Below are 23,728 nucleotides of genomic sequence, written 5' to 3' on the forward strand. Positions count from 1 at the left end.
CTTTATTTGAAAACGTGTTCAGCAATCAATTCAAGTCCAGTTTGCATCGCCAAAGTTGATTGCCCAGCGAATCCTAAACGTACATAACTATGTTGCTTAGGTATTAAGCTACGTTCTGAGTCTTTAAAGTAAAATTCAGGCTCAACCTGTATATACACACCTTTACTTTGCAGTACTTGCTTTAATTGGTCCACCGGTTCATTTAAATTAACCCACATAGCCATACCACCATCAGGTTTTTTATACTCAATTGGCAAACCTCGTGATTGCAATAACGTTAATGTTTTATCCATTGCTTGATAACGCTGTTTATAATGTTTGGTCATACGTTTTAAATGGCGCTCAAACGCACCTTCTTGCATAAAATGGGCAACAGCTAACTGCATAACTACATCATTTTTATGGTTCATTAACTGCTTCCATGCTGTTAACTGTGCAATTACTTTAGGATCTGCGCAGATGTAACCTATTCTCGCAGCGGAAAACATAATTTTAGAAAACGTAGACAAATAAATAATAATTCCGGCAGGATCGTCAGCCGCCATAGGCTGTAAAGGCTGACAACGATAATGGAACTCGTGATCATAATCATCCTCTATAATCATTACCCCATACTCATAACATAACTGATAAATTTGCATTCGTCTGGTTGGTGACAGCGTCACTGTTGTTGGGTATTGATGCAGCGGCGTTAAATACAGTAACTTGATGGCTACACGTTTGAGCTGGGCTTTTAAGTCATCAACGCACAAACCGTATTCATCTTGTTTTATATCAACTAACTGTGCACCACACGCTGAAAATGCTTTGCGAGCAGGCGGGTAACCTAAGGTTTCGGTTGCAACATAATCGCCTTTATTAATAAAGGCTTTTGATACTAAAAAAAGCGCTTCTTGAGAGCCATTACACATAAGGATGTCGGCTGTTTTTAGGTTTCGTGCTTTGTGTAAATAATGACTAATTTGCGATTTTAAATTAGGCTCCCCAGCCACATTACCATAGTGAAATTGGCTGGTATCTAAATGATTAAACACATGACTTACGGAGCGTTTAAATTCTTTATAGGGGAAACGTGTTAAATCGGGTAAGCCTCCAGCAAAGTTATAAGCATAGTGATTTAAATCCATTGTAGGTTCTGGTGCCGTAAGCGTGGTAGCAAATCGATACGGCTTAGGAGTCAATTCTTGAGACTGAACTGTGTTTATACTGTTTTGAATAGGCAATGTATTGGTAACGCTGTAGCCTGATCGTTCATAGGATTCCAACCACCCTTCTGCGACAAGAAGTTGTAGAGCATTCATTATCGTATGGCGGTTTAATCCGTATGCTTGTGCCATATCGCGTGCAGAGCTGAGTTTGCTACCAGCGAGAATATCCCCTTTTATAATCGACTCCCTAAGTGCATCTGCAATTTGCAGGTATTTAGCTCTACTCTGGCTAGTGAGCTTTATATTAAGTGGCTGCATAACACCTTCTAAACTGGTATAGGTAAAAATTAAATTCTGGTTGTTTTTAATAAACCAGTAAAGCGTACATTTGTTATGAATAAATAGCAAAATATGGGGCTTATAATGTTCACAACGCAAATTCATCAAACCAACAAGGTTGCCTTAGAGCCACTTAAACTCAAACATCTCGAGGGTCTATATCAAGCAGGTAAACATCCACAAATTTGGCAGTGGGTATTAAGTAATTACGCACAAACTCAAGTTAAGTTGGAGCAATGGTTTACAAATAGCGCGCAGTTTAATCAAAACGAGCAAGTGGTATTTGCCATTATTGATAAACATTCACAGCAAGTTGTTGGCACAACCCGTTTATTTAGGTTAGACAGTGACAATTTAAGCGCTGAAATTGGCCATACCTTTATTAGCTTCACTGCACAGCGGACATACGTAAATACGCATGCAAAATATTTACTTCTGAGATATGCATTTAATCAGCTTAATTTAGTACGGATTAGCTTTAATACCCATGAGCACAATCAACAATCACGCAATGCAATTGCCCGTTTAGGCGCTAAGTTTGAAGGAATCGCCCAAAAAGACCGACGCCTAGAAGATGGTTCATATCGCAACACCGCAAAATTCAGCATTATTGACGAACAATGGCCAGCTATAAAGTTACGACTTGAGGAGCTATTATAATGTACCCACCCGAGCACTTTATGCAAAAAAATACCGAGCAATTGCATGCGCTTATTAATAACTTTCCATTAGCAACAATTTTTATGCCCTGCTCAAATAGTCAATTAAATAACATTTGTCATGTACCTATGTTATTCAACTCTTTAGAAAATATGTTTATTGCACATGTAGCAAAGTATAATCCACTATCAAAGCTTGATAATAAACAGGTGAATTTACTCTTTAATAGTGACAATTGCTATTTATCACCCTCCTATGCGGATAATCAAACATTGCCTAGCTGGCTTTACGCATCGGTGTTAGTGACTGCAAAAGTACATATTATTAAAGATGAGCTAAAAAAGGATCTCGTAATGCGAACCCTCACTAGTCATTTTGAGAAAACATTTGAGCCTGAGTGGAAAATTGATGAAGTGCCTGAGCAGCATCGCAATACAATGTACCAGCACCTGAGTTTTATAGAGCTTACGCCAATTCACTGGCAAGGTAACTTCAAACTCAGTCAAAATAAATCAGCCACTATAAGAGATAAAATAAAACAAAGTCTGGTAGATGCCAATAAGCACTCAATAGCAGCCTTGTTTTAGGGACGAAAAAAGGCTCCTCGCAATGCTCAGAGCCTTTGGTTAACTTTGGGAATTAACTCGGTTCATTGATCAGATAAGATCAGTTTAGCGCCACTAACTGTGGCGCAATTGTTTGATAATCTACCGCCATGGCAATACTCAAAGCGGTAATATTAATAATTGAAAACGCAAACACTTGGCGTGCCCAACGGGTGGTGTCTATGTTGTAGCGATACCCTCTAAGTGCCATGAGTAACCACCAAAAACTGGTGATACAGGCAACTGCCATAAAGGCAGCACCGGTATAACCACTAATTGGCAATAGCATCACGACTAAAGCATATACTGCAATATAAAGCACAATATGGCGCTTAGCTTTGTTAACACCTTGCGCCACGGGCAATACTGGAATATTAGCGGCTTGGTAATCCTTAAAGCGAAAAATAGCAATCGCATATGAGTGCGGCATTTGCCACAAACTAAACATCACCAACAGTATTAATGCACCCATATCGAACACACCCGTAACGGCGCAATAGCCAACAACAGGTGGAACTGCGCCCGACAGACTACCAATAAAGGTACCGTAAACAGAGTTGCGTTTCATGTAGAGGCTGTACACCCCTACATAAATGACATAGCCAAAGGCGGCAAAAAATACCGCCGCTTGCGTGGTAAAGGCGATTAATAAGCCAAAGCCAATTAGCCCTAATAACACGCCATGGCTTAAAGCGGCTTTTGCAGACATTTCGCCCGTTACAGTTACACGTGAGCGAGTACGTGCCATAGCAACATCAATGTCTCTATCAATAACATTGTTTATGGCACATCCCGATGCAACAACAAGCGATAAACCAACCAAGGTAACCAACATTAACCATGGGTCTATATCACCGCGGGCGGCAAGTAAAAAACCACCGGCAACGCTGATCAAATTCCCCATAATAATACCTGGCTTAGTAACAGCTAAATAACGACGAAACATCTGAAACCTCTAATACATCATCATTGCGTTTGATTCATAAATGATCCAAACAGACAGTCCAACCACCATGACGATGATCAACGCGCTAAACAAGAAGGTAAAGGTATTCGCTTTGCCTTCATCGGTGGTGAAATTAAGGTGTAAAAAGTATTTTAAATGCACCCAAATTTGCACGATTGCAAAAGTAACGATACTCCAAAGCGTGGTGACTTTTGAAAAATCGCCCTCCATCACCATCCAAAATGGAATGGCCGTTAAAATCACTGACAAGACAAAACCAATAAGATAGGTTTTTACACTGCCGTGTGACTGATCATGATGTTGGCTTTGCATTTGCGCTAAAGCATGCGTTTCGCTATGGCTCATTACATTGCTCCCATTAAATAAACAACAGTAAATACACAAATCCACACAATATCTAAAAAGTGCCAAAATAAGCTTAAGCAACTTAGGCGCGTGACGGTTTGTTTACCTAAACCGCGCTTGATCACTTCTATCATCATTATGCTCATCCAGATAAGGCCTGCAGTTACATGTAAACCATGCAAACCCACTAATGAGAAAAACGATGTTAAAAAAGCACTTTGCTGTGGGCCATTGCCATGAACAATTAAATGATGGAACTCATAAATTTCCATGCCAATAAACACCGCGCCTAAACAAAAAGTGACCGCGAGCCAACCAAGCGTCAGCGCCTTTTTTTGCCCTTGAGCGGCAATCATGGCAAAACCAAAAGTGATACTACTAATAAGTAGCGCCGCAGTTTCTACGGCAACAAAATCAAGCTCAAAAATATCTTTGCCCGATACACCACCTGCGGTGTTCATATAAAGCACTGCGTAGGTTGCAAAAAATGAAGCAAATAAAAGGCAATCGGTCATTAAATAAAGCCAAAAGCCAAAGATTGTATCGCCAGAGGTATCGTGATGCTCATGCGTATGACTTACGCTATGAGGCTCTAAATTTACATAGCCTTGAGTTGCAGATAACGTACTCATGCGCTTACCTCCTTCGTATTACTGGCAATATGCGCGCCTTCTATTTGTAATATTTCATCGTTTTGCACGTAGTAATCTACATCGCTGGTGTAAGCACGGTTAATAAACAGCGCAATCGCGCCAATAAAACCAAGCCCTGCTAGCCACCAAATATGCCAGATCATGGCAAAACAAAACGCCGTTAAACTCGCAGCAATAAGCACACCCGATGCGGTATTTTTTGGCATATGAATTGGGCTATAGCTAGATTTACCTTGATAAGCTAGGCCTTTTTCTTTCATATCAGTCCATGTATCAATATCATCAACATGCGGGATTTCAGCAAAGTTATAATATTGTGGTGGTGATGACGTTGACCATTCAAGGGTGTGACCGTTCCAAGGATCGCCGGTGGTATCATCAAGCGCTTCGCGGTTTTTAAAGCTCACATAAAGCTGAATAACTTGGCAAATAATACCGAACATAATAATCACGGCGCCCACTGCAGCAATATAAAGCCAGATATTCCAATCAGGATTATTTGAGTGATTTAAGCGACGTGTCATGCCTAAAAAGCCAAGTACGTACAATGGCATAAAGGCTACAAAGAAACCGATTAACCAACACCAAAATGATGCTTTACCCCAACGTTCATCAAGCTTAAAGCCCATTGCTTTGGGGAACCAAAAAACAAAACCAGCTAAGTAGCCAAAGACTGCGCCACCAATAATGGTGTTATGAAAGTGAGCAATTAAGAATAAGCTGTTATGCAATACATAATCGGCACCAGGGATTGCTAGTAATACCCCCGTCATACCACCAATACTGAAGGTAACCATAAAACCAAGCGTCCACAATACGGGCACTGTAATCCGCAAGCGACCACGGTAAATAGTAAACAACCAACTAAATAACTTAACCCCAGTAGGCACAGCTATGACCATGGTCATTACCCCAAAGAAGGCATTTACATTGGCACTTGAACCCATAGTAAAGAAGTGGTGTAACCATACAATAAAGCCAAGAATAGAAATGGCACCGCTGGCATATACCATCGATTTATAACCAAATAAACGTTTACCAGTGAAGGTCGACACTATTTCAGAGAAGATACCAAAAGCAGGTAATACTAAAATGTATACCTCTGGGTGACCCCATGCCCAAAACAGGTTGATATACATCATGGCGTTACCGCCTGCTTCATTAGTAAAAAAGTGGAAATCTAAATAACGGTCTAGCGTTAGCATGGCGAGCACTGCGGTTAAAATTGGAAATGATGCCGCAATTAAGATATTTGCCCACGTACATGCCCATGTGAAAATTGGCATTTTCATCAGAGTCATACCAGGGGCACGCATTTTAAATACTGTCACTAGAAAGTTAACAGCGGTTAATAGCGTACCGAGCCCCGATATTTGCAAGGCCCAAATATAATAATCGACCCCCACCCCAGGGCTAAAGGTCAACTCCGACAACGGTGGGTAAGCAACCCAGCCTGTTTTAGCAAATTCACCAAATATAAGTGATAAATTTATTAAAATGGCGCCACTGGCAGTAAACCAAAAACTTAAATTATTTAAAAATGGAAAAGCCACATCACGGGCACCAATTTGCAGTGGTACAACAATATTCATTAAACCAATCATAAATGGCATCGCCATAAAGATGATCATAATAACGCCATGAGCGGTGAATATTTGGTCGTAATGCTCTGGCGGCAGATAGCCTGGCGCGCCACTGGTAGCAAGCGCTAACTGCGCACGCATCATAATGGCATCAGAAAAACCACGAAACAGCATGATTAGTGCTAATAAAATGTACATAACGCCTAAGCGTTTATGATCAACCGAGGTGATCCAGTCACGCCAAAGCACACCCCATTTTTTATATTTTGTTATTAGCCCAGCTATAATAAGCCCGACAACAGCAATCACCGCCATAGTAACCATGATAATAGGTTCATGAAACGGAATTGCATCTATAGATAATTTACCTAAAAACGACATGATTATTCCTCGCCCTGGCTGTGTGATGATGGCATTGAATGATTACCCATTGCTTGATGCTCATTACTCATCTGCTGATGTTTACCCATGGCATGATGTTTTTTATTCATATCGCCATGCGCCTGCATGTATTTCATCACTATGGTATGAAATAAACCGTCATCAACCTTGCCATAGTAAGCGACTGGGTTGTTCTCACTTGCTTTTGCAAGCTCAACATAATTGGCATGAGTAAGGTTATTAGCGTTAGTTTTTACCTGTTCAACCCACTGGTTGAAGTCAGCTTTTGTTGGCGTTGCGATGGCATTAAATTTCATACCAGTAAAACCCGCACCACTGTAATTAGCCGAAAAGCCTTTAAACGTGCCTGGCTCATTAGCAATTAAATGCAGCTTAGTTTCCATACCCGCCATTGAGTAGATTTGACTACCTAACTGAGGAATAAAAAACGAGTTCATGGTACTTTCTGACGTGATTTTGTATTCAACCGGAACATTAGCAGGAAATACCAATTCGTTTACCGTGGCAATACCTTGTTCAGGGTAAATAAATAACCATTTCCAATTAAGTGACACCACTTCAACAGTAAGATGTTCACCTTTACCTTCTATCGGTTTATAGGGGTCAAGCTCTTGAGTTGACTGCCAGGTGATCACACCTAAAATAACAACAATAACAATAGGAACCGCCCATACAACAGCCTCAATCTTATTAGAGTGAGCCCATTTTGGTGCGTAAATTTCATGGTTTTGTGTGTCTCTGTATTTCCAAGCAAAATATAAAGTCATCACAATAACGGGGATCACAACTAACAACATAAGCACAGTGGCGATGATGATCAGATTTTTCTCATCAATACCTATCTGCCCTTTTGGGTCGAGTACCCCGCCATTACAGCCTGATAAAATCAGCGCCATACTAGCTAAAGCAATATTAAAAAGGTTACGAATTAACAAGGGACTATCCTAAAACCTAAAGAGTTTTTATTAGCTGCCAAAAATATTTAGCAACGATATTTGATAAAAACCCAAGTTAATTAAGATTGAATTACAATAATGCAGAGCGAATGCAAGCATGAAGTATTGACCACTGGCTTAATAATAAACACCTAGCAGAACCAACCCAGCTTTTTAAACACATTAATATAACGCAATAAAAATTAACTTGGGTGAGGTGTGGTTGGCTGAGAGTGTGTAAAAAACACTAAGCTACAATGAAAGTAATCGTTATTTACAGCAAGAATAAATAATTAGATACCACAGGTGTAACCTATACCCATAAAATTAATGGGTAAACAGACAACCTGTAAAGCTAGGTGGAGCACGACAACCATGCGCAGCTTGCACTGGTTGCTGAACTTTAGCCTCGCTAAAAGCAAAGGCTGCTTTACGGAGGATTATTCCAGCACGACGCGCTGGAAACATGTGGAACAATAGCCAACAAAGGCCAATAAGTAACTGACACGATAAGATGGGATGAGCTAAAAATTCGGCAATTGTCAGTAATAATGGCTCTATAAAAAAGCCATCACTGACCAATGCTTCAAGCCTAAAGGCATCCTCAATAGCGCCACTAAGCAACATAACGACATTAAAAACTAATAATGTTACAGCCACACTCACGCCCTTTTTCGCTTTTTTAAAGCGCTCATGCAACACTGACTTACCTAAAGTAAGCAAAGCGCTGGTATGAAACAAAGAAAGTGAGTTCAAAAACATTAACCTATTAAAATGACTAATAACAAAATTCGGTGTACACCGTGGCAACAAAAAAGGTTGCAGCCGTAAAGCCTTATACAGTGACATGAAATACAGTCTCAACGCATTAGCACTATTTTGCCAAGCTAGTTTTGATCCGCATCAATAGAACTTTCAAAACTTACTGAAAGTTCGGGCATGAGTATAACAAAGAGAATTTTCTGTTCAAGATAAAAACACGATTATTTTATCGGCTGGTGATTTATTTATGCCGATATAAATAAAAAACCTCCCGTAGTGAGCTACGAGAGGTTTTTTTGTTTAAACAGGGATACCCTATTTAAAGAATTTGGTTTTCTTTCCATACTTGCTCTTTGGCTAGACGCTTTTTGCGTTTATCACATGGATCATCGCAATCACATGCTTTATCAATACCTACAGAGCCTAGGCCTCCGCAGCTACTCGCCATCGATTTTCTTTGTACTATCATGCCTATCGCCATTGCAGCGACAATTAAAATAAGTAAGCCAAAGGTTAGAAAAAAAAGTGACATTGCTTAGCCCCTATTGTTCAGCAATAAAATGAGCCCAAACATCATATCTGAGCTTATTGCATTATATACCCTCATGATAAGGATATAAACCTAAAGACTATAAATAAGGCTTAAACGCAGGGCTTGAATAGGTGACTAACCCCTGTGCCGATTTCGCAATTAAATACACAGGTAAATCATGCTGCTGCGCATAGCGTTGTGCCTTTTCCATACCCATTACCGTTAAAGCAGTCGCTAAACCGTCCGCCGTCATTGCACTTGGGTGTAAAACAGTAACAGAGACTAAATCGTGCTTAATTGGCATACCTGTCATCGGATCAATAAGGTGCGTATAGGTTTCACCATCCATAGTATAAAAAATTCTATAATCGCCAGAGGTGGCAATACCATTATTACCCGGTGTTAATACGCGGTGTACTTTGCGCTCGCCCGGATTTGCATCAGGTTGTTCGATTGCTATTCGCCATGCTTGATTGTCTGGTTTTGTACCAGCAATACGCAGTTCTCCACCAATTTCAACCATGTAATCTGTAATGCCTTTACTTTGTAATAGCTCAGCAACTTTATCAATACCATAGCCTTTTGCGGTAGCCGAAAACGACAGCTCTAAATCAGCAACTGTTTTAGCTAACCCTTGCTCATTAAGGACCAGCTTATCTATACCAATGTTACTGACCATATTTGCCAGTGCTTCATCCGTTGGGCGCTTTGTTGGTTTTTTATCAGGACCAAATCCCCATAAATCGATTAGCGGCCCCATAGTCACATCGAGTGTTTTAGTTGAATCACCAATTCGTATAGATTCTGCAATAACCGCTCTAAAGTCATCACTAATTGGCATTACTTGATTAGCACCTAAACGGTTAAAGGTGTTTATTTCTGACTCTTCAATATAGGTCGACATAGACTGGTTAATATCAACTAAAACCGCATCTATTTCTGCTTGTACTGCTTGAGGGTCTACTTGATCAGCGTAAAACTTGATGTGGTAAGTTGTCCCCATCGTTTTACCTTCAAGGTAAGCTTCTTCGTTGTGTTGTGAATTGCCACAACCGGTGATAAGTAACGTGGATATGATTAAAAATAAGGCTACCACGCCTTTAACTGTGCTTAATCGATTCATAATAGCCTACTTATAAAGGTTAAATAGAGTATCAACTAAAATCAGCGGTAAAGCCAAACTCAGTCAGTTGATATAAAAAAGCCTCATAACACTTAGTGCTATGAGGCTGGTATTTTAACTAAATTTATTTAGTTTGGGTATTAGCCACCGAAATCATCTAATAAGATGTTTTCTTCTTCTACACCTAAATCTTTAAGCATAGAGATAACTGCCGCATTCATCATTGGAGGACCACACATGTAGAACTCACAATCTTCAGGCGCTTCGTGGTCTTTAAGATAGTTCTCAAATAACACGTTGTGGATAAAGCCAGTGTAGCCTTCCCAGTTATCTTCTGGTTGCGGATCTGAAAGCGCTGTATGCCAAACGAAGTTATCGTTTTGCTCAGCTAGGCCGTCAAAATCTTCAACATAAAACATTTCACGCTTAGAACGCGCACCATACCAGAAACTAATTTTACGCTTAGAGTTTAAACGCTTAAGTTGGTCAAAGATATGTGAACGCATTGGTGCCATACCTGCACCACCACCTACGAATACCATTTCAGCGTCTGTGTCTTTAGCGAAGAACTCACCAAATGGACCAGAAATAGTTACTTTATCACCTTCTTTCAGTGACCAAATGTACGATGACATTTTACCACATGGTAGGCTTAGGTTTCTTGGCGGCGGCGTAGCGATACGCACGTTAAGCATAATAATGCCTTCTTCTTCTGGATAGTTAGCCATTGAGTAAGCACGAATTGTTTCTTCGTCTACTTTTGACTCCAGGTCGAAGAAACCAAAATGGTTCCAATCGCCACGATACTCTTCAGGAATATCGAAATCAGCGTATTTAACATGGTGAGCTGGCGCTTCGATTTGGATGTAACCACCCGCACGGAACGGCACTGACTCGCCATCTGGAATTTGTAGCTTAAGTTCTTTGATGAACGTTGCTTTGTTATCGTTAGAGATAACTTCACAATCCCATTTTTTAACACCGAAAATTGACTCTTCAAGTTCAATTTCCATGTCATTTTTAACATTAACCTGACACGCTAAACGACAACCTTCACGTGCTTCACCTTTAGAGATGTGGTCAAGTTCAGTTGGCAGAATATCACCGCCACCTTCTTTAATGTGAACGCGACACTGACCACAAGAGCCACCGCCACCACATGCAGAAGATACGAAAATACCTGACTCAGATAGTGCACCTAATAGCTTACTACCTGCTGATGTTTTAATGGCTTTGTCTGGATCGCCATTAATTCCGATGATGATGTCACCGCTTGCAACTAGCTTAGATTTAGCACCAATGATGATTAAAACTAGTATTACAACGATAGCGATAAAAACACCAACGCCTAAGAAAATATCCATGATTGACCTCGCTATTATTACAGTGAAATACCAGAGAATGACATAAAGCCAAGACCCATCAAGCCAACAGTGATAAAGGTAATACCTAGACCACGTAAACCATCTGGTACGTCTGAATACTTCATTTTCTCACGGATACCTGCAAGTAATGTAATTGCAAGCGCCCAACCCACACCAGCGCCAATACCATAAACAACAGACTCGCCGAAGTTATAGTTACGCTCAACCATGAAGGCTACCGCACCAAAAATTGCACAGTTAACTGTGATTAGTGGTAGGAAAATACCTAATGCGTTGTACAGCGGTGGGAAGAACTTATCTAATGCCATTTCAAGAATTTGCACCAGTGCAGCAATAACACCAATGAAAGTTAAGAAACGTAAAAAGCTAAGATCCGCTTCTGGGTAACCAAGCCACTCAAGTGAACCTGGTGCTAATACCGCATGGTAAACCAAGTTATTAACCGGTACTGAAATACCTAATACAACAATAACCGCTACCCCTAGGCCAATTGATGTAGTTACTTTTTTAGACACGGCTAAGAAAGTACACATACCTAGGAAGAATGCTAACGCTAAGTTTTCAATAAAAACGGCTTTTACAAATAAACTAATATAATGTTCCACTTATCGCCCCTTACGCTTTAGCTTCTACTTGGTCTTTCTTATAAGTACGAAGTACCCAAATGAATAAACCAATGATGAAGAATGCACTCGGTGGTAAGATCAATAGACCCATAGGTTGGTACCAACCACCATTTTGTACTAATGGAATAATATCAACACCGAACAGTGAACCTTTACCGAATAACTCACGAATAAAGCCAACAGTAAGAAGCACTACAGAGTAACCTAAGCCATTACCAATACCATCAAGGAAAGACATTAATGGCGGCGACTTCATTGCATAAGCTTCAGCACGACCCATTACGATACAGTTAGTAATGATTAGACCAACGAATACAGATAACTCTTTTGCCGTAGCGTAAGAGAAAGCTTGTAGTACTTGGTCAACCACGATTACTAATGATGCAATAATCGTCATCTGTACGATGATACGTACTGATGATGGGATATGGTTACGAATAGTCGAGATAAAAAGGCTAGAGAATGCAGTTACCAAGGTCAATGCGATTGACATGATTAATGCATTTTTTAAGCTAGACGTTACCGCTAGCGCAGAACAAATACCAAGTACTTGTAATGCGATTGGGTTGTTAGCGAAAACTGGACCAAATAGGACCGCCTTCATTTCTTTAGTATCAGCCATTAGTTCAATGCTCCTTTACGTACTTTCGCAAGGAAAGGGCCAAAGCCATTTTCGCCAGTCCAAAAATCAACTGCATGGTCAACACCATTAGACGTTAATGTAGCACCTGAAAGACCGTCGATCTTGTGCTCATCACCGGCTGCAGTCCCTTTAACGATTTGGATTGGTAACTCTTTACCTTCCCACGTTGCAGTCCACTGTGGGTTTTGAATTTCACCACCTAAACCAGGTGTTTCGTTATGTTTGTAGAAAATAATGTCTTTAATAGTTTCGCCATCGCTTTCAAGCGAGATAAAACCATACATTAAACCCCATAAACCATAACCCTGAATAGGAAGGATGATTGCATCAGTAGAGCCATCGTCTTTTTTAGAGATGTAAACAGGCGCACGCTTGGTAATACGTTGAATACCGGCGATGTCCTTAATACCATTTTCTTTAAGAGACTTGCTTAAATCAGCATCATATTTACTTTTTTCAAAGTCGAAATCTTCTACCGGCTCAGCAAACTCACCACTTTGCATATCAACAAAGCGGGTTTCGATTTTAGCTTCAAACGTTTCTGCAACGTTATCAACTTTGCCAATACCAGCAGCAGCTAAGATATTGCTTTGAATATCTTTTGCTTTATTTGCTTTTTGCAGAGGGCGTAGTTGTACAGATGTTAGCGATACAATAACTGCACACACTAAACATAATGAGACAACAACAGCTAGCGTTTTGCCAATTGATTCGTTATTACTAGACATTACGTGCCAACCTCCGCTTGATATTAGCTTGCACTACAAAGTGATCGAATAAAGGTGCAAACAAGTTAGCAAATAAGATTGCTAGCATGATGCCCTCTGGGTATGCAGGGTTAACAACACGGATCATGATAACCATAAAGCCAATAAGCGCACCGTATGCTAATTTACCTTTATCAGTAAATGCAGCAGATACAGGGTCAGTTGCCATAAAGAACATACCGAATGCAAAACCACCTAATACCATATGCCAGTACCAAGGCATAGCAAACATAGCATTGGTTTCAGAACCAATAGTATTTAGTATTGATGAGGTTACTACCATACCTAGGAATACACCTAGCACGATACGCCAAGACGCGATGCGCACGTAAATTAGGAATAAACCACCAATAAGTACAGCTAGTGTAGACGTTTCACCCATAGAACCTTGAATGAATCCGTAAAACGCATTCCACCAAAGCTCAATATCAGTCGCGTAATTTAACGTACCAGCAAACGCTTGACCAAGCATAGTCGCGCCAGAGAATGAATCTACGGCAGTCCATACTGTGTCACCTGAAATTTGTGCAGGGTATGCGAAGAATAAAAACGCACGACCAGCAAGCGCAGGGTTTAAGAAGTTACGACCTGTACCACCAAATATTTCTTTTGCGATAACTACACCAAAAGTAATACCTAGCGCAACTTGCCATAAAGGAATCGTTGCAGGCAGGATTAATGCAAATAATACAGAGGTTACGAAGAAACCTTCATTTACTTCATGCTTACGCACAGAAGCAAACAATACTTCCCAAAAACCACCGACAATAAAGGTTGTTGCATAAATAGGTAGGAAGAAACATGCTCCGTAGAACATTTTTGCGCCCCAACCAGCATCAACGGTTAACTCACCGCCTAATAACTGGAATAAACCTACTTGCCAAATGTTAGCTAGTTCAAAACCATTACCAAGCGCGATTGCCGCTTGATGACCAATGTTGAACATACCAAAGAACATGGCAGGAAACGTCGCCATCCACACTAAAATCATCATGCGTTTTAGGTCGATGTTATCACGAACGTGAGTTGAACCTTTGTTTACGTAACCTGGCGTGTAAAAAATAGTCGCAGCGGCTTCATACAGCGCGTACCATTTCTCATGCTTACCACCTGGTTCAAAATGCGGTTCGATATCTTCTAAGAAAGTTTTTAAGCCCATTTTAGCCTTCCTTCTCGATCGTAGTTAAGCAATCGCGTAGGGCTGCGCCGTACTCGTATTTGCCAGGACAAACGAAGGTGCATAACGCTAAATCTTCTTCATCTAATTCAAGCGCACCTAATGAAATTGCACTGTCTAAATCACGAGACAATAAGTCACGTAATAAAAGCGTTGGCAAAATATCAAGTGGCATAACACGCTCATAGCTTCCAAGTGGAACCATGGCACGTTTTGAACCGCCCGTAGACGTTGTCATTTTAAATAAACGACTCGGTGTAAGGTGAGACAAGAATGTACGCGTTACAGAGAATTTATCACTACCTGGTGCAATCCAGCCAAAAAATTCTTTTTCGCGACCTTCAAGTAATACAGATACTTGAACATGGTAACGACCTAAAAATGCATGAACGCCAGACGACGTAGCACCTGCAAGTACAGAACCAGAAATAACACGGTTATCACCGTCTTCTAATTCACCTGCAACTAAGTCATCAAGTGAAGCACCTAATTGTGTTTTCACTAAACGAGGATTCTTAACACGCGGACCTGCAAGCGAAATCACACGGTCTGTGTAAATTTCACCAGTAAGGAAAAGGTGACCATACGCAATAACGTCTTGGTAACCAATGTGCCAAACTTGCTTACTAGCAGATACTGGGTCAAGGTGATGGATATGAGTGCCAACAAGGCCAGCCGGATGCACGCCACCAAACTCATGTACTTCTACTTGAGCAATAGGTGAACTAGGAACTTGACTACCTGCTTGCTTACAAACAAATACTTTGCCATCGGTTAAACGTGACACAACAGCCAAACCTGCTTCAAACGCTTTCGCATTTTCAGCAATAATTACTGCAGGATCTGCAGCAAGTGGATTGGTATCGATAGCTGTCACAAAAATAGAGCTCGGATTTGCATCCAATGCCGCTACTTTACTAAATGGACGAGCACGAAGTGCTACCCATTGACCCGATTGAACTAGTACTTCTTTAGCTTTTTCACGGTCTAAGCTGTTAAGCTCAGTTTCCGAGAAAGAACCAAAGGTGATTTGCTCACTGCCGTTTACTTCAATAACAACAGATTGCAGAACACGTTTAGCACCGCGATTAATTTCTTTTACTGTACCAGAAGCTGGTGCAGTAAATAATACGCCTGGGTTCTTTTTATCTTCAAAAAGTACCTGGCCTTTTTTGACTTGGTCATCCACACGAACATGCATGGTTGGACGCATACCGATAAACTCTTCACCTAGCACAGCTACACGTTTGACGGTAGAACCATCATGAATAACTTGCTGAGGTGCGCCCTCTAAGGGTAAATCCAGACCTTTTTTTATATTGATCATACGCACTTGCACTACATTAACGGAAAGAAACTGAAAAATCGTACTAACCACGCCGCTATTTGTATTATTGCAAGCTATATAAAATGACTCGCTATAAATACCAAACAAGCAGCGCAGTAAAACTCCTCACATATTGCTTTGATTTTAACATTATTGTGGCTGACTATGCGAGTGTATTTATGAAAATTATACGAGAGAAACGTTTATTTAGTTTTGTAATTAACAATTAATAAAATACAAGCTAGACCAAAGTGGTAAATTAGCCAACAATTAGCAAATATTTTTTCAAATCAAAGCTAAAAAACAAAAAAGCCGCACAAGGCGACTTTTTCAAAAATGCGCTATCAGCGACAAGTTAGTCAATCATATTGGCAATAGGTGCAACAGGATTTACATCTTGTTCATAATCAACCGCGTCAATACCAAAACCAAACAAGCGTAAAAATTCATTATGGTAACCAATATAATCGGTTAACTCATCAATTGAGTTTGTATCTACACTATCCCATATGGCTTGAACGCGAGATTGAACGTCATCTTCCAGTTCTTTATAGTTTTGGAATAAATGCCCGCCCTCGTCAAAGCGAGGTGAATCACCGTATAAGTTCTCACTAAATAGCGCATGAATTTGCTCAATGGTGCCCTCGTAAGTGCCATCAGCCTTCATCACTTTAAATAAGGCAGAAATATAAAGTGGCATAATTGGAATTGCAGAGCTTGCTTGAGTAACAACCGCATTAAGCGATGAAACGTAGGCTTCACCATTTAAATCTTGGGTAGCAGCTTTAATAGCAGCAGTGGCACGGTCTAAATCTTCTTTGGCTTTACCAATTGTTGCATGACCGTAAATTGGCCACGTTAGTTCTTTACCAATATAAGTGTAAGCCGTGGTTTTAAAGTTATCTGCGAGTACATCAGCGTCTTTAAGTGCATCAATCCACATTTCCCAATCTTCGCCACCCATTACTTTAATAGTGTTGTCGATATCGTCTTGGTTCGCCGCTTCAACGGTTACTTCATCAATTTCACGCTTTGATGTATTTAAGTTTTTAGTGGTTACCGCATTACCAATTGGCTTAAGCGTTGAAGAAAACACTTCGCCGGTATTTGGATCAGTTCGACGAGGTGACGCTAAGCTGTAGATAATACAGTCAACTTTACCTAATTCAGCTTTAATGGTGTCGATTGTTTTTTGTTTAATTTCGTTAGAAAACGCATCACCATTAATATTTTTTGACCATAAACCTTCAGCTTCAGCGGCTGCTTGAAACGCCGCCGTATTATACCAACCCGCAGAACCTGTTTTACGCTCAGTGCCTTCTTTTTCAAAGAAAACACCTAATGTTTTAGCGCCACCGCCAAATGCAGCGGTAATGCGAGACGCTAGGCCATAACCTGTAGACGCACCAATAACTAATACATTTTTAGGTGCATTTTTTAATGCCCCTTGCTGCTTAACATAATTAATTTGTTCTTGTACATGCTCTGCACAGCCTACTGGGTGTGCATTGGTGCAGATAAATCCGCGAATTTTAGGCTTAATGACCATTGATCATCCTATATCTTTTACAATAAAAATTAGCGCTAGTTTAAAGGCTAAAACAAAAAAAACTGATCTGATCAGTTACTCACTGCTCAAACCAATCCACTATTACCTGTTATCCAATTTTTGAGCCGCCCATGCAATTAGGTGACTGCGGCGCTTCGCCGTCGTGCTCGGTAAATTCTTCAGGGGTGTAAGTGTGCATCGCAAGCGCATGAATATGATTTGCCAGCTCATCTTTTAAAATTTCGTTAATTTCACGATGACGCTGCAATAATCGCTTACCAGCAAATTCCTCACTGACTACAATCACTTTAAAGTGTGATTCAGTGCCTGCACTGTGCATATGGCTTTCGTTGATCACATTTAAATGCTTGCACGCAATCGCATCGGCTAGCTTGTTACGTATTTGTTCTTGCATTGACATAAAAACCATCCTCAAAATTCAGTTATGTCCTTACTATAACAACTGCGGCTATACCATGGCTAATGCTATTTAACTGAAACTATTATTAATATAGCGAAACGTTAAACTTATTCGAGGGTGTTTAAGCGTTGTTTGTTTGGGCAATGCATGTTGGTAATTTTGTTGGCTTTGGCCGCTCATTATTAAACAGCTACCACTTTGTAATTTAATGTTAGTAATGCTGTTACTTACTTTGTGTTTAAGTTTAAATAATCGCTCTGCGCCAAGCGATACACAGGCTATGGTAGGCTCAGGCCCTAGCTGCGCCTCATCATCGCTATGCCAGCCCATACTATCGTGGCCATCTCGATAATAATTAACCAAAATTGAATTAAACGGTTGCTGTAGGTGATTTTCTAATCGTGTTCGCATAGCAAGTAATACGTCTGGCCAAGGCTCTAAATCGAGTTTATGCCCAGAATAGCCGTACTCAAGATTCTCTTCGCTGATAAAACATTGCAGCCTTGGTATTGGCCCAGTTTTGCCAAACACCGTGATATTTGGTTGTTGCCAATTTAAGTTTTGCTGCAAATAATAAAATAAATCGAGGCTTTTTTGCGCACTAAGCACCCTACTTTGATAAGAAAAGCCATTTGGTAACAGTTGGGGGTTGGCGTTTGGCGGTTGCATGTTAGAATTTACCTATCATTTGATTACCGATCATTAAACTATTATGACTACGCAAGCTACGCTCGGCGATAACACCTTTACTCTTGAACGCTTTCCTTTGGATCAAAAAAACCGCAGCTTACAAGCGTGGGATTCAGCAGACGAATACCTCATTGACTATGTTAATGAACACTACCCTGATTGTCGCTCATTGCTGATCTTAAACGACAGCTTTGGTGCACTTAGCTGTTACTTTAGCAAGCAACAATTAACAGTTTGTTCAGTAAACGACTCATATATTAGCCATCAGGCGGCGGCTTATAACTTAGCGCAAAACAAAATCGCAACAACTGCGTTTAGCCAGCTTGATAGTTTATCGGCTCTACCTGAGCAAGTAGACCTAGTGTTGGTAAAAGTACCACGCACGTTGGCTTTTTTACAGTATCAGTTATCTGAATTAAGCGAAGTGCTAGCACCTGGTACACCTGTTATTGGTGCTGCAAAAACTAAAGACGTGCATAACTCTACGATTAAAGCATTTGAAGATTTTATTGGTGAGACGAAAACAAGTCTCGCAGTAAAAAAATCACGTTTAATTATTAGCCAAGCCGCTGGCGGTTATAAAGGTGTAGATTTCCCAGTGAGCTGGCCGCTCGAAGGCACTGATTTTACAATAAGCAATCATGCCAATGTGTTTTCACGTGATTCACTTGATATTGGTGCGCGATTCTTTTTTAATTATTTGCCACAAACAAATAAAGCCAAAAATATTATTGATTTAGGCTGTGGTAATGGCGTAGTTGGTTTAATGACATTAGCGCGCTGTCCTAATGCCCATATTAGCTTTGTTGATGAGTCATATATGGCGGTTGAATCAGCTCGACTCAACATTGAGCTCAACATGGAAGACAAGTTTGAACAATGTACCTTTATAGAGAATGATTGTTTAACTGACTTTGAACGTGAAAGCGCTGATATTGTATTGTGTAATCCGCCATTTCACCAAGCACAAGCGGTTACCGACCACATAGCATGGCAAATGTTCAAGCAAGCAAAAGACACATTAAAAGAAGGTGGCGAGCTGCGTATTATTGGTAACCGCCATCTAGATTACCATGACAAACTAAACCGTATGTTTGGTAACTGTACTTTATTAGGCTCTAATAAAAAGTTTGTGGTACTTAGCGCAACTAAAAATAGTGGGACGTTATAAATGAAACTCTTAAAAGCATTATTGAGCTGTTGTACATTAGTGGTTTTTTCCGGATGTGCCAATCAGCCTAATCAGCTTATTCTCAACCCTGTGTATAAAAGTGGTCAAATAAGCTCAATAAACAGCAGCTTAAACACCAGCGTGATTGATTTACGTGGTGACAGTGCAACCTTAAAGCTGATTGAATCGAGCAAAACCAAAACCATTGCCAGTACGGGTATTACTGAATCGGTTAAAAGTGCGCTAGACAGTGCGCTGAGTCGCAATGGCGCCAGCATTTCTAATTTAGCGCAATTGCGTTTTGAGTTAGATATTCACACGCTGCAAGCGGTAGTTACAGAAACGCTAATGAGCCATACCAGTGAAGCCAAGATTGAATTTGAAGTGCGGGTGATTCGCCCGACCAGTAATTTTAGTAAACGCTACAGCGGTAATGCTAATTTATCTGGCCCGCTTGGTCACGATAGGGCAAAAGTTGAAGGTCAGCTCAATAAGTTGACTGAACAGTTAATTACCCGCATTGTATCTGACCCAGAATTAATTGCATTTTTAGAAGGTTAACAATGAAGCAACTTTTTTTAATCTGCGTAAGCTTACTATTTAGCGTTAGTAGCTTAGCGGCTCAAGAGGGTCGTTTTGTGCAAAAAGATAACATTTTTCCTCGGGTAGAAATTGTGACATCGTTGGGCAGCATTGTGGTTGAATTAGACCGCTCAAGAGCTCCTATTACGGTCAATAATTTTTTAACGTACGTGTCGGATAAAAGCTATCAAGGCAGTGTGTTTCATCGTGTAGAGCGCGACGTAGAAAATGATCGTGACTTTGTAATTCAAGGCGGTGGTTATGATAAAGATTACGATGGCCTACATGAAAACGACCCTATTTTTAATGAAAGCGGTAACGGCTTAACAAACGATATGTATAGCATTGCGATGGCTTATCAAGACCGTGAACCACACTCAGGAACGCGTCAGTTCTTTTTTAATATGGATGATAACGATCATTTAAACCCTGGCCGTGATTGGGGATTTGCAGTGTTTGGCAGTGTGATGGAAGGCTATGAAACACTCGATAAAATCATGGCTGTAAAAACCGGATTTAATGACAAAATTGGCTACAACTTTGTACCCGAAAAACCGGTCGTTATATTAAATATTAAGGTGCTTGAGCAAGTTCCTTTATAACTTTTTTAATAAGAGCAGCCTTAGCTGCTCTTTGTATAAGCCAATGAGCCCCTATGAATAGCACACTTTCTGTTAGCGAATACTTTTCTTATTTTAAAGATAAACGTTTGATTAATGTTTTTATATTTGGAATGAGCAGTGGCTTTCCGTGGGTATTAATTGGCTCAGTAATGTCGGCATGGCTTAAAGATGAAGGTTTGAGCCGCAGCATGATTGGCCTATTTGGCATTGTGTTTGGTGCCTACAGCATCAACTTTTTATGGTCACCTTTAATCGACCGCACTAAACTGCCCTTTTTATATAATTGGCTTGGTCAGCGCCGTAGTTGGATACTGTTTTGCCAAAGCTTTATTTTGCTTGGCACATTGCTACTTGCAGGACTTGATTTGAAAGCAAACCTAGCGGTTGCCGCCGCACTTTGCTTGTTAATCGCTATAGCCTCTGCCACGCAAGATATTGCAATTGACGCCTTTCGAATAGACACCCTTAGTGAAAATGAATCTCACAAAGCCACCGCGGCTGCTGCAATGGCCACCTCAGGTTGGTGGACTGGCTATGCTTTATTAGGAGCTGTGCCTTTTTACATGGCTGATATGCCAAATATTGACTGGCCACAGGTGTATTATTTTTTATCCGCGATTATGCTGTTATTAATTAGCTGTGTATTTTGGGCTAAAGAGCCACAATCAAATCGCGAAGCCGTACATGCCGAACTAGAACGTGTTTATCTTGAAAAACTCGCCGCAACTAAACAAACACCACTGACAAAAACGCTCGCATGGCTAGGCGTTACCGTGGTTGATCCGTTTAAAACCTTTTTTGCTAAAAATGGCGTTAAAACCGCGTTGGCGCTGCTGGCGTTTATTTTCTTATTTAAGATTGGTGAAGCATTTTTAGCGCGGATGTCGATTGTATTTTATAAAGAAGTTGGCTTTAGTAATACGCAAATAGCAAATTACTCAAAACTCGGCACGGGGTTAATCACCATTGTATTTGCCTTTTTGGGCAGTATTTTTAACCATAAATATGGCATTGTGAAAGGCTTATTTATTAGTGGCGTAGCCATGGCAGCATCTAACTTAATGTTTTCTTGGATTGCCTTAGCTGGTCCACAAGAGCACTTATATGCAATGGCAATTGTAGTTGATGGCTTTACCCAAGCTTGGTCTTTAGTGGCAATGGTTGCTTTTATATCTATGCTGTGTGATAGAGCATTTAGTGCCACCCATTATGCGCTATTGGCATCATTGGGTAATTTAGGGCGTACGTTATTATCGAGTTACAGTGGCGTGGTTATTGATGATTGGCTAATGGGGAATTGGTCATTGTTCTTTGTATTAACTGCGCTTATGGTTTTACCCTCATTAGTGTTTTTATTTCTAATTAGGCACAAACTATATTCACTAGAGCAAAATTATCATAAAAATACCTAATGCATCCCTGCACTAGTATTGGCTGTAGACGCTAATTTAACTTTACGATTACAGCCAAAAAGAAAGCGTTAGTCAGCTTTAATTAAACTTAATGCTTCATACGGGTCGACTTCTAATGCATTGCAGTAGCGAACAAACTCAATTACATCTAAACGACGTTCCTGATTTTCAATTTTGCCAATAAAAGAATGTGGCGTACCCAAGATTTGCGCTAAGCTGCGCATGGTGTAGCCTTTTTCATGGCGCTTAGTTTTAAGCCACTTTGTTAATTTTGCATTTTCTTCCGAAGATACGGTTTTACCCATCATATACAACTCCTACTCGTTGTTTAAATATACATATAGCTAAGCGCTTAAAATCGCCAACACTGTAAACCTACAACCACTCACAAAAGCGCAGTGTAAACGCTTACAATTCAACCAATAAAAACGCTCAAATATGTATTAACACTTTATTATTGTGAAAAATGAAACCTTGCCCGTTTCACTCTTGGATACATTATATACCATTCATCGTTGATCTGAATGATTAATTAGTAATTATGCGATTAAAGTTTAACAACAAATATTTACTAACTCTGAATAAGGTTAAATATTTTATAACTTTTTTGTTTCATTTAAATATAAGCCGTTTATTATTAACTTATTATTTGTTTAAAAAGGCTAAATCATGTTTAGACTACTTTTTTTACTGCCTATTATTTTATGCTTGGGCTGGTACTTTTTTTTACGCCATTATGCAATTCCAATCAAACAGGGTAAAAAAGGCTTTATCTATATTTTAGCTTTCTCTGCATTCGTACTTGGTTTTTTTGTGTTAATAATGCAAATAACAGAATACAGACCAACTGAGTTATGATTTTAAACACATAAAAAAACCGCTAATTAAGCGGTTTTTTTTCAAATAACGGTATCTTTACACGCTAAAACTAGCGCCACAGCCACACGTTGTTGTGGCATTAGGGTTAGAGACAAAAAAGCGTGCCCCTTCTAACCCTTCGGTGTAGTCTACTTCACCGTCAACTAAATACTGGATACTCATTGGGTCAATGACTAAGGTAACCCCGTTTTTAACAATTTCTAAATCGCCAGGATTCGCTTTTTCATCAAAAGTAAAACCGTATTGAAAACCTGAACAACCACCGCCTGTGACATAAACACGCAGTTTTAGATCTGGGTTTTCTTCTTCGTCGATTAACTGTTTAACACGCACAGCGGCTGCGTCGCTAAACTTAATGGGTAATTCTTCAGACATTTTATAACCCTCAATACCTTTATACTAATGCACCAGATTATCTAATA

27 protein-coding genes are annotated in these 23,728 nt (G+C 40.1%); 7 read left to right on the forward strand and 20 right to left on the reverse strand.

Annotated elements, in window-relative coordinates:
* Positions 1 to 2 precede the first annotated feature (2 nt).
* Entirely contained in the window at positions 3 to 1,466 is a 1,464-nt protein-coding gene (locus BM380_RS09605) for a MocR-like pyridoxine biosynthesis transcription factor PdxR (protein WP_090494244.1), read from the reverse strand.
* Between the two features lie 105 nt (positions 1,467 to 1,571).
* Between BM380_RS09605 and BM380_RS09610 the strand changes: the two genes are divergently transcribed.
* Together BM380_RS09610 and BM380_RS09615 are read left to right on the forward strand one after the other, a co-directional pair.
* Positions 1,572 to 2,147: a GNAT family N-acetyltransferase gene (locus tag BM380_RS09610; RefSeq protein WP_028835477.1), complete on the forward strand. Its 576-nt coding sequence runs from the start codon at positions 1,572 to 1,574 to the stop codon at positions 2,145 to 2,147.
* On the forward strand, positions 2,147 to 2,734 hold the full coding sequence (locus BM380_RS09615) for an FMN-binding negative transcriptional regulator (RefSeq protein ID WP_064663393.1): 588 nt from the start codon (positions 2,147 to 2,149) through the stop codon (positions 2,732 to 2,734). Before BM380_RS09610 ends, BM380_RS09615 begins: the two co-directional genes overlap by 1 nt.
* 79 nt (positions 2,735 to 2,813) lie before the next feature.
* Here the strand turns inward: BM380_RS09615 and cyoE are convergent, their stop codons facing one another.
* The 17 genes from cyoE to BM380_RS09700 form a co-directional block, all read right to left on the reverse strand.
* Positions 2,814 to 3,698, reverse strand: a complete 885-nt coding sequence (gene cyoE, locus BM380_RS09620; protein ID WP_008111919.1) for a heme o synthase — start codon at positions 3,696 to 3,698, stop codon at positions 2,814 to 2,816.
* A 9-nt stretch (positions 3,699 to 3,707) separates the two neighbouring features.
* On the reverse strand, positions 3,708 to 4,064 hold the full coding sequence (gene cyoD, locus BM380_RS09625) for a cytochrome o ubiquinol oxidase subunit IV (protein ID WP_013464355.1): 357 nt from the start codon (positions 4,062 to 4,064) through the stop codon (positions 3,708 to 3,710).
* The gene (gene cyoC, locus BM380_RS09630; RefSeq protein ID WP_090494147.1) at positions 4,064 to 4,696 is read right to left on the reverse strand and encodes a cytochrome o ubiquinol oxidase subunit III; all 633 of its coding nucleotides are present in this window, start codon (positions 4,694 to 4,696) and stop codon (positions 4,064 to 4,066) included. The genes cyoD and cyoC overlap by 1 nt, the downstream gene beginning before the upstream one ends.
* Positions 4,693 to 6,681 (reverse strand): cytochrome o ubiquinol oxidase subunit I, encoded by a 1,989-nt coding sequence (gene cyoB / locus BM380_RS09635; protein WP_024601893.1) that lies wholly within the window; start codon positions 6,679 to 6,681, stop codon positions 4,693 to 4,695. Before cyoB ends, cyoC begins: the two co-directional genes overlap by 4 nt.
* Before the next feature lie 2 nt (positions 6,682 to 6,683).
* Positions 6,684 to 7,637, reverse strand: coding sequence for a ubiquinol oxidase subunit II (gene cyoA, locus BM380_RS09640; protein ID WP_024601892.1), 954 nt, complete (start codon positions 7,635 to 7,637; stop codon positions 6,684 to 6,686).
* 327 nt (positions 7,638 to 7,964) lie between these two features.
* Positions 7,965 to 8,393 carry a hypothetical protein gene (locus BM380_RS09645; RefSeq protein WP_013464351.1) on the reverse strand — a complete coding sequence of 143 codons (429 nt, stop codon included), beginning with the start codon at positions 8,391 to 8,393 and terminating at the stop codon, positions 7,965 to 7,967.
* A gap of 325 nt (positions 8,394 to 8,718) precedes the next feature.
* A complete protein-coding gene (nqrM, locus tag BM380_RS09650) occupies positions 8,719 to 8,931 on the reverse strand; it encodes a (Na+)-NQR maturation NqrM (protein ID WP_010391098.1) in 213 nt (70 codons plus the stop codon).
* Positions 8,932 to 9,028: 97 nt separating this feature from the next.
* Complete coding sequence (locus tag BM380_RS09655) at positions 9,029 to 10,054, reverse strand: FAD:protein FMN transferase (protein ID WP_036956789.1); 1,026 nt, start codon at positions 10,052 to 10,054, stop codon at positions 9,029 to 9,031.
* 140 nt (positions 10,055 to 10,194) lie between these two features.
* Positions 10,195 to 11,418 (reverse strand): NADH:ubiquinone reductase (Na(+)-transporting) subunit F, encoded by a 1,224-nt coding sequence (gene nqrF, locus BM380_RS09660; RefSeq protein WP_013464349.1) that lies wholly within the window; start codon positions 11,416 to 11,418, stop codon positions 10,195 to 10,197.
* A 17-nt stretch (positions 11,419 to 11,435) separates the two neighbouring features.
* A complete protein-coding gene (gene nqrE / locus BM380_RS09665) occupies positions 11,436 to 12,044 on the reverse strand; it encodes an NADH:ubiquinone reductase (Na(+)-transporting) subunit E (RefSeq protein WP_006791490.1) in 609 nt (202 codons plus the stop codon).
* A 10-nt stretch (positions 12,045 to 12,054) separates the two neighbouring features.
* Complete coding sequence (locus BM380_RS09670; protein WP_006791491.1) at positions 12,055 to 12,687, reverse strand: NADH:ubiquinone reductase (Na(+)-transporting) subunit D; 633 nt, start codon at positions 12,685 to 12,687, stop codon at positions 12,055 to 12,057.
* Complete coding sequence (locus BM380_RS09675; protein ID WP_024601889.1) at positions 12,687 to 13,436, reverse strand: Na(+)-translocating NADH-quinone reductase subunit C; 750 nt, start codon at positions 13,434 to 13,436, stop codon at positions 12,687 to 12,689. Before BM380_RS09675 ends, BM380_RS09670 begins: the two co-directional genes overlap by 1 nt.
* Positions 13,429 to 14,634, reverse strand: a complete 1,206-nt coding sequence (locus tag BM380_RS09680; protein WP_008111893.1) for an NADH:ubiquinone reductase (Na(+)-transporting) subunit B — start codon at positions 14,632 to 14,634, stop codon at positions 13,429 to 13,431. Before BM380_RS09680 ends, BM380_RS09675 begins: the two co-directional genes overlap by 8 nt.
* 1 nt (position 14,635) lies before the next feature.
* The gene (locus BM380_RS09685; protein ID WP_013464348.1) at positions 14,636 to 15,979 is read right to left on the reverse strand and encodes a Na(+)-translocating NADH-quinone reductase subunit A; all 1,344 of its coding nucleotides are present in this window, start codon (positions 15,977 to 15,979) and stop codon (positions 14,636 to 14,638) included.
* Positions 15,980 to 16,334: 355 nt separating this feature from the next.
* The gene (gene fabV, locus BM380_RS09690) at positions 16,335 to 17,528 is read right to left on the reverse strand and encodes an enoyl-ACP reductase FabV (RefSeq protein WP_064663391.1); all 1,194 of its coding nucleotides are present in this window, start codon (positions 17,526 to 17,528) and stop codon (positions 16,335 to 16,337) included.
* A 109-nt stretch (positions 17,529 to 17,637) separates the two neighbouring features.
* Entirely contained in the window at positions 17,638 to 17,949 is a 312-nt protein-coding gene (locus tag BM380_RS09695) for a BolA family protein (protein ID WP_013464345.1), read from the reverse strand.
* A 69-nt stretch (positions 17,950 to 18,018) separates the two neighbouring features.
* Positions 18,019 to 18,618: an alpha-ketoglutarate-dependent dioxygenase AlkB family protein gene (locus BM380_RS09700; RefSeq protein ID WP_013464344.1), complete on the reverse strand. Its 600-nt coding sequence runs from the start codon at positions 18,616 to 18,618 to the stop codon at positions 18,019 to 18,021.
* A gap of 43 nt (positions 18,619 to 18,661) precedes the next feature.
* Here BM380_RS09700 and BM380_RS09705 point away from each other — a divergent pair, with 43 nt between their 5' ends.
* The 4 genes from BM380_RS09705 to BM380_RS09720 are packed head-to-tail and all read left to right on the forward strand — an operon-like array spanning position 18,662 to position 22,427.
* Complete coding sequence (locus tag BM380_RS09705; RefSeq protein ID WP_090494149.1) at positions 18,662 to 19,810, forward strand: methyltransferase; 1,149 nt, start codon at positions 18,662 to 18,664, stop codon at positions 19,808 to 19,810.
* Positions 19,811 to 20,371 (forward strand): YajG family lipoprotein, encoded by a 561-nt coding sequence (locus BM380_RS09710; RefSeq protein ID WP_013464342.1) that lies wholly within the window; start codon positions 19,811 to 19,813, stop codon positions 20,369 to 20,371.
* Between the two features lie 2 nt (positions 20,372 to 20,373).
* Complete coding sequence (locus BM380_RS09715; protein ID WP_013464341.1) at positions 20,374 to 20,994, forward strand: peptidylprolyl isomerase; 621 nt, start codon at positions 20,374 to 20,376, stop codon at positions 20,992 to 20,994.
* A gap of 53 nt (positions 20,995 to 21,047) precedes the next feature.
* Positions 21,048 to 22,427, forward strand: a complete 1,380-nt coding sequence (locus BM380_RS09720) for an AmpG family muropeptide MFS transporter (RefSeq protein ID WP_016899368.1) — start codon at positions 21,048 to 21,050, stop codon at positions 22,425 to 22,427.
* Between the two features lie 68 nt (positions 22,428 to 22,495).
* Here BM380_RS09720 and BM380_RS09725 read toward each other — a convergent pair whose 3' ends face one another.
* Entirely contained in the window at positions 22,496 to 22,735 is a 240-nt protein-coding gene (locus tag BM380_RS09725; protein ID WP_008111877.1) for a helix-turn-helix domain-containing protein, read from the reverse strand.
* 361 nt (positions 22,736 to 23,096) lie between these two features.
* Between BM380_RS09725 and BM380_RS09730 the strand changes: the two genes are divergently transcribed.
* Entirely contained in the window at positions 23,097 to 23,285 is a 189-nt protein-coding gene (locus tag BM380_RS09730; RefSeq protein ID WP_013464338.1) for a hypothetical protein, read from the forward strand.
* 57 nt (positions 23,286 to 23,342) lie between these two features.
* Here BM380_RS09730 and erpA read toward each other — a convergent pair whose 3' ends face one another.
* Positions 23,343 to 23,681 (reverse strand): iron-sulfur cluster insertion protein ErpA, encoded by a 339-nt coding sequence (erpA, locus tag BM380_RS09735; RefSeq protein ID WP_002958911.1) that lies wholly within the window; start codon positions 23,679 to 23,681, stop codon positions 23,343 to 23,345.
* Between the last annotated feature and the right edge of the window lie 47 nt (positions 23,682 to 23,728).

Source organism: Pseudoalteromonas sp. DSM 26666 (genome assembly GCF_900116475.1).
Classification (GTDB): Bacteria; Pseudomonadota; Gammaproteobacteria; order Enterobacterales; family Alteromonadaceae; genus Pseudoalteromonas; species Pseudoalteromonas tetraodonis.

Coding starts and splice junctions, on each gene's coding strand:
- BM380_RS09605 (WP_090494244.1), bottom strand. CDS start 1,466: ATGCAGCCACTTAATATAAAGCTCACTAGCCAGAGTAGAGCTAAATAC.
- BM380_RS09610 (WP_028835477.1), top strand. CDS start 1,572: ATGTTCACAACGCAAATTCATCAAACCAACAAGGTTGCCTTAGAGCCA.
- BM380_RS09615 (WP_064663393.1), top strand. CDS start 2,147: ATGTACCCACCCGAGCACTTTATGCAAAAAAATACCGAGCAATTGCAT.
- cyoE (WP_008111919.1), bottom strand. CDS start 3,698: ATGTTTCGTCGTTATTTAGCTGTTACTAAGCCAGGTATTATTATGGGG.
- cyoD (WP_013464355.1), bottom strand. CDS start 4,064: ATGAGCCATAGCGAAACGCATGCTTTAGCGCAAATGCAAAGCCAACAT.
- cyoC (WP_090494147.1), bottom strand. CDS start 4,696: ATGAGTACGTTATCTGCAACTCAAGGCTATGTAAATTTAGAGCCTCAT.
- cyoB (WP_024601893.1), bottom strand. CDS start 6,681: ATGTCGTTTTTAGGTAAATTATCTATAGATGCAATTCCGTTTCATGAA.
- nqrM (WP_010391098.1), bottom strand. CDS start 8,931: ATGTCACTTTTTTTTCTAACCTTTGGCTTACTTATTTTAATTGTCGCT.
- BM380_RS09655 (WP_036956789.1), bottom strand. CDS start 10,054: ATGAATCGATTAAGCACAGTTAAAGGCGTGGTAGCCTTATTTTTAATC.
- nqrF (WP_013464349.1), bottom strand. CDS start 11,418: ATGGATATTTTCTTAGGCGTTGGTGTTTTTATCGCTATCGTTGTAATA.
- BM380_RS09670 (WP_006791491.1), bottom strand. CDS start 12,687: ATGGCTGATACTAAAGAAATGAAGGCGGTCCTATTTGGTCCAGTTTTC.
- BM380_RS09675 (WP_024601889.1), bottom strand. CDS start 13,436: ATGTCTAGTAATAACGAATCAATTGGCAAAACGCTAGCTGTTGTTGTC.
- BM380_RS09680 (WP_008111893.1), bottom strand. CDS start 14,634: ATGGGCTTAAAAACTTTCTTAGAAGATATCGAACCGCATTTTGAACCA.
- BM380_RS09685 (WP_013464348.1), bottom strand. CDS start 15,979: ATGATCAATATAAAAAAAGGTCTGGATTTACCCTTAGAGGGCGCACCT.
- fabV (WP_064663391.1), bottom strand. CDS start 17,528: ATGGTCATTAAGCCTAAAATTCGCGGATTTATCTGCACCAATGCACAC.
- BM380_RS09695 (WP_013464345.1), bottom strand. CDS start 17,949: ATGTCAATGCAAGAACAAATACGTAACAAGCTAGCCGATGCGATTGCG.
- BM380_RS09700 (WP_013464344.1), bottom strand. CDS start 18,618: ATGCAACCGCCAAACGCCAACCCCCAACTGTTACCAAATGGCTTTTCT.
- BM380_RS09705 (WP_090494149.1), top strand. CDS start 18,662: ATGACTACGCAAGCTACGCTCGGCGATAACACCTTTACTCTTGAACGC.
- BM380_RS09710 (WP_013464342.1), top strand. CDS start 19,811: ATGAAACTCTTAAAAGCATTATTGAGCTGTTGTACATTAGTGGTTTTT.
- BM380_RS09715 (WP_013464341.1), top strand. CDS start 20,374: ATGAAGCAACTTTTTTTAATCTGCGTAAGCTTACTATTTAGCGTTAGT.
- BM380_RS09720 (WP_016899368.1), top strand. CDS start 21,048: ATGAATAGCACACTTTCTGTTAGCGAATACTTTTCTTATTTTAAAGAT.
- BM380_RS09725 (WP_008111877.1), bottom strand. CDS start 22,735: ATGATGGGTAAAACCGTATCTTCGGAAGAAAATGCAAAATTAACAAAG.
- BM380_RS09730 (WP_013464338.1), top strand. CDS start 23,097: ATGTTTAGACTACTTTTTTTACTGCCTATTATTTTATGCTTGGGCTGG.
- erpA (WP_002958911.1), bottom strand. CDS start 23,681: ATGTCTGAAGAATTACCCATTAAGTTTAGCGACGCAGCCGCTGTGCGT.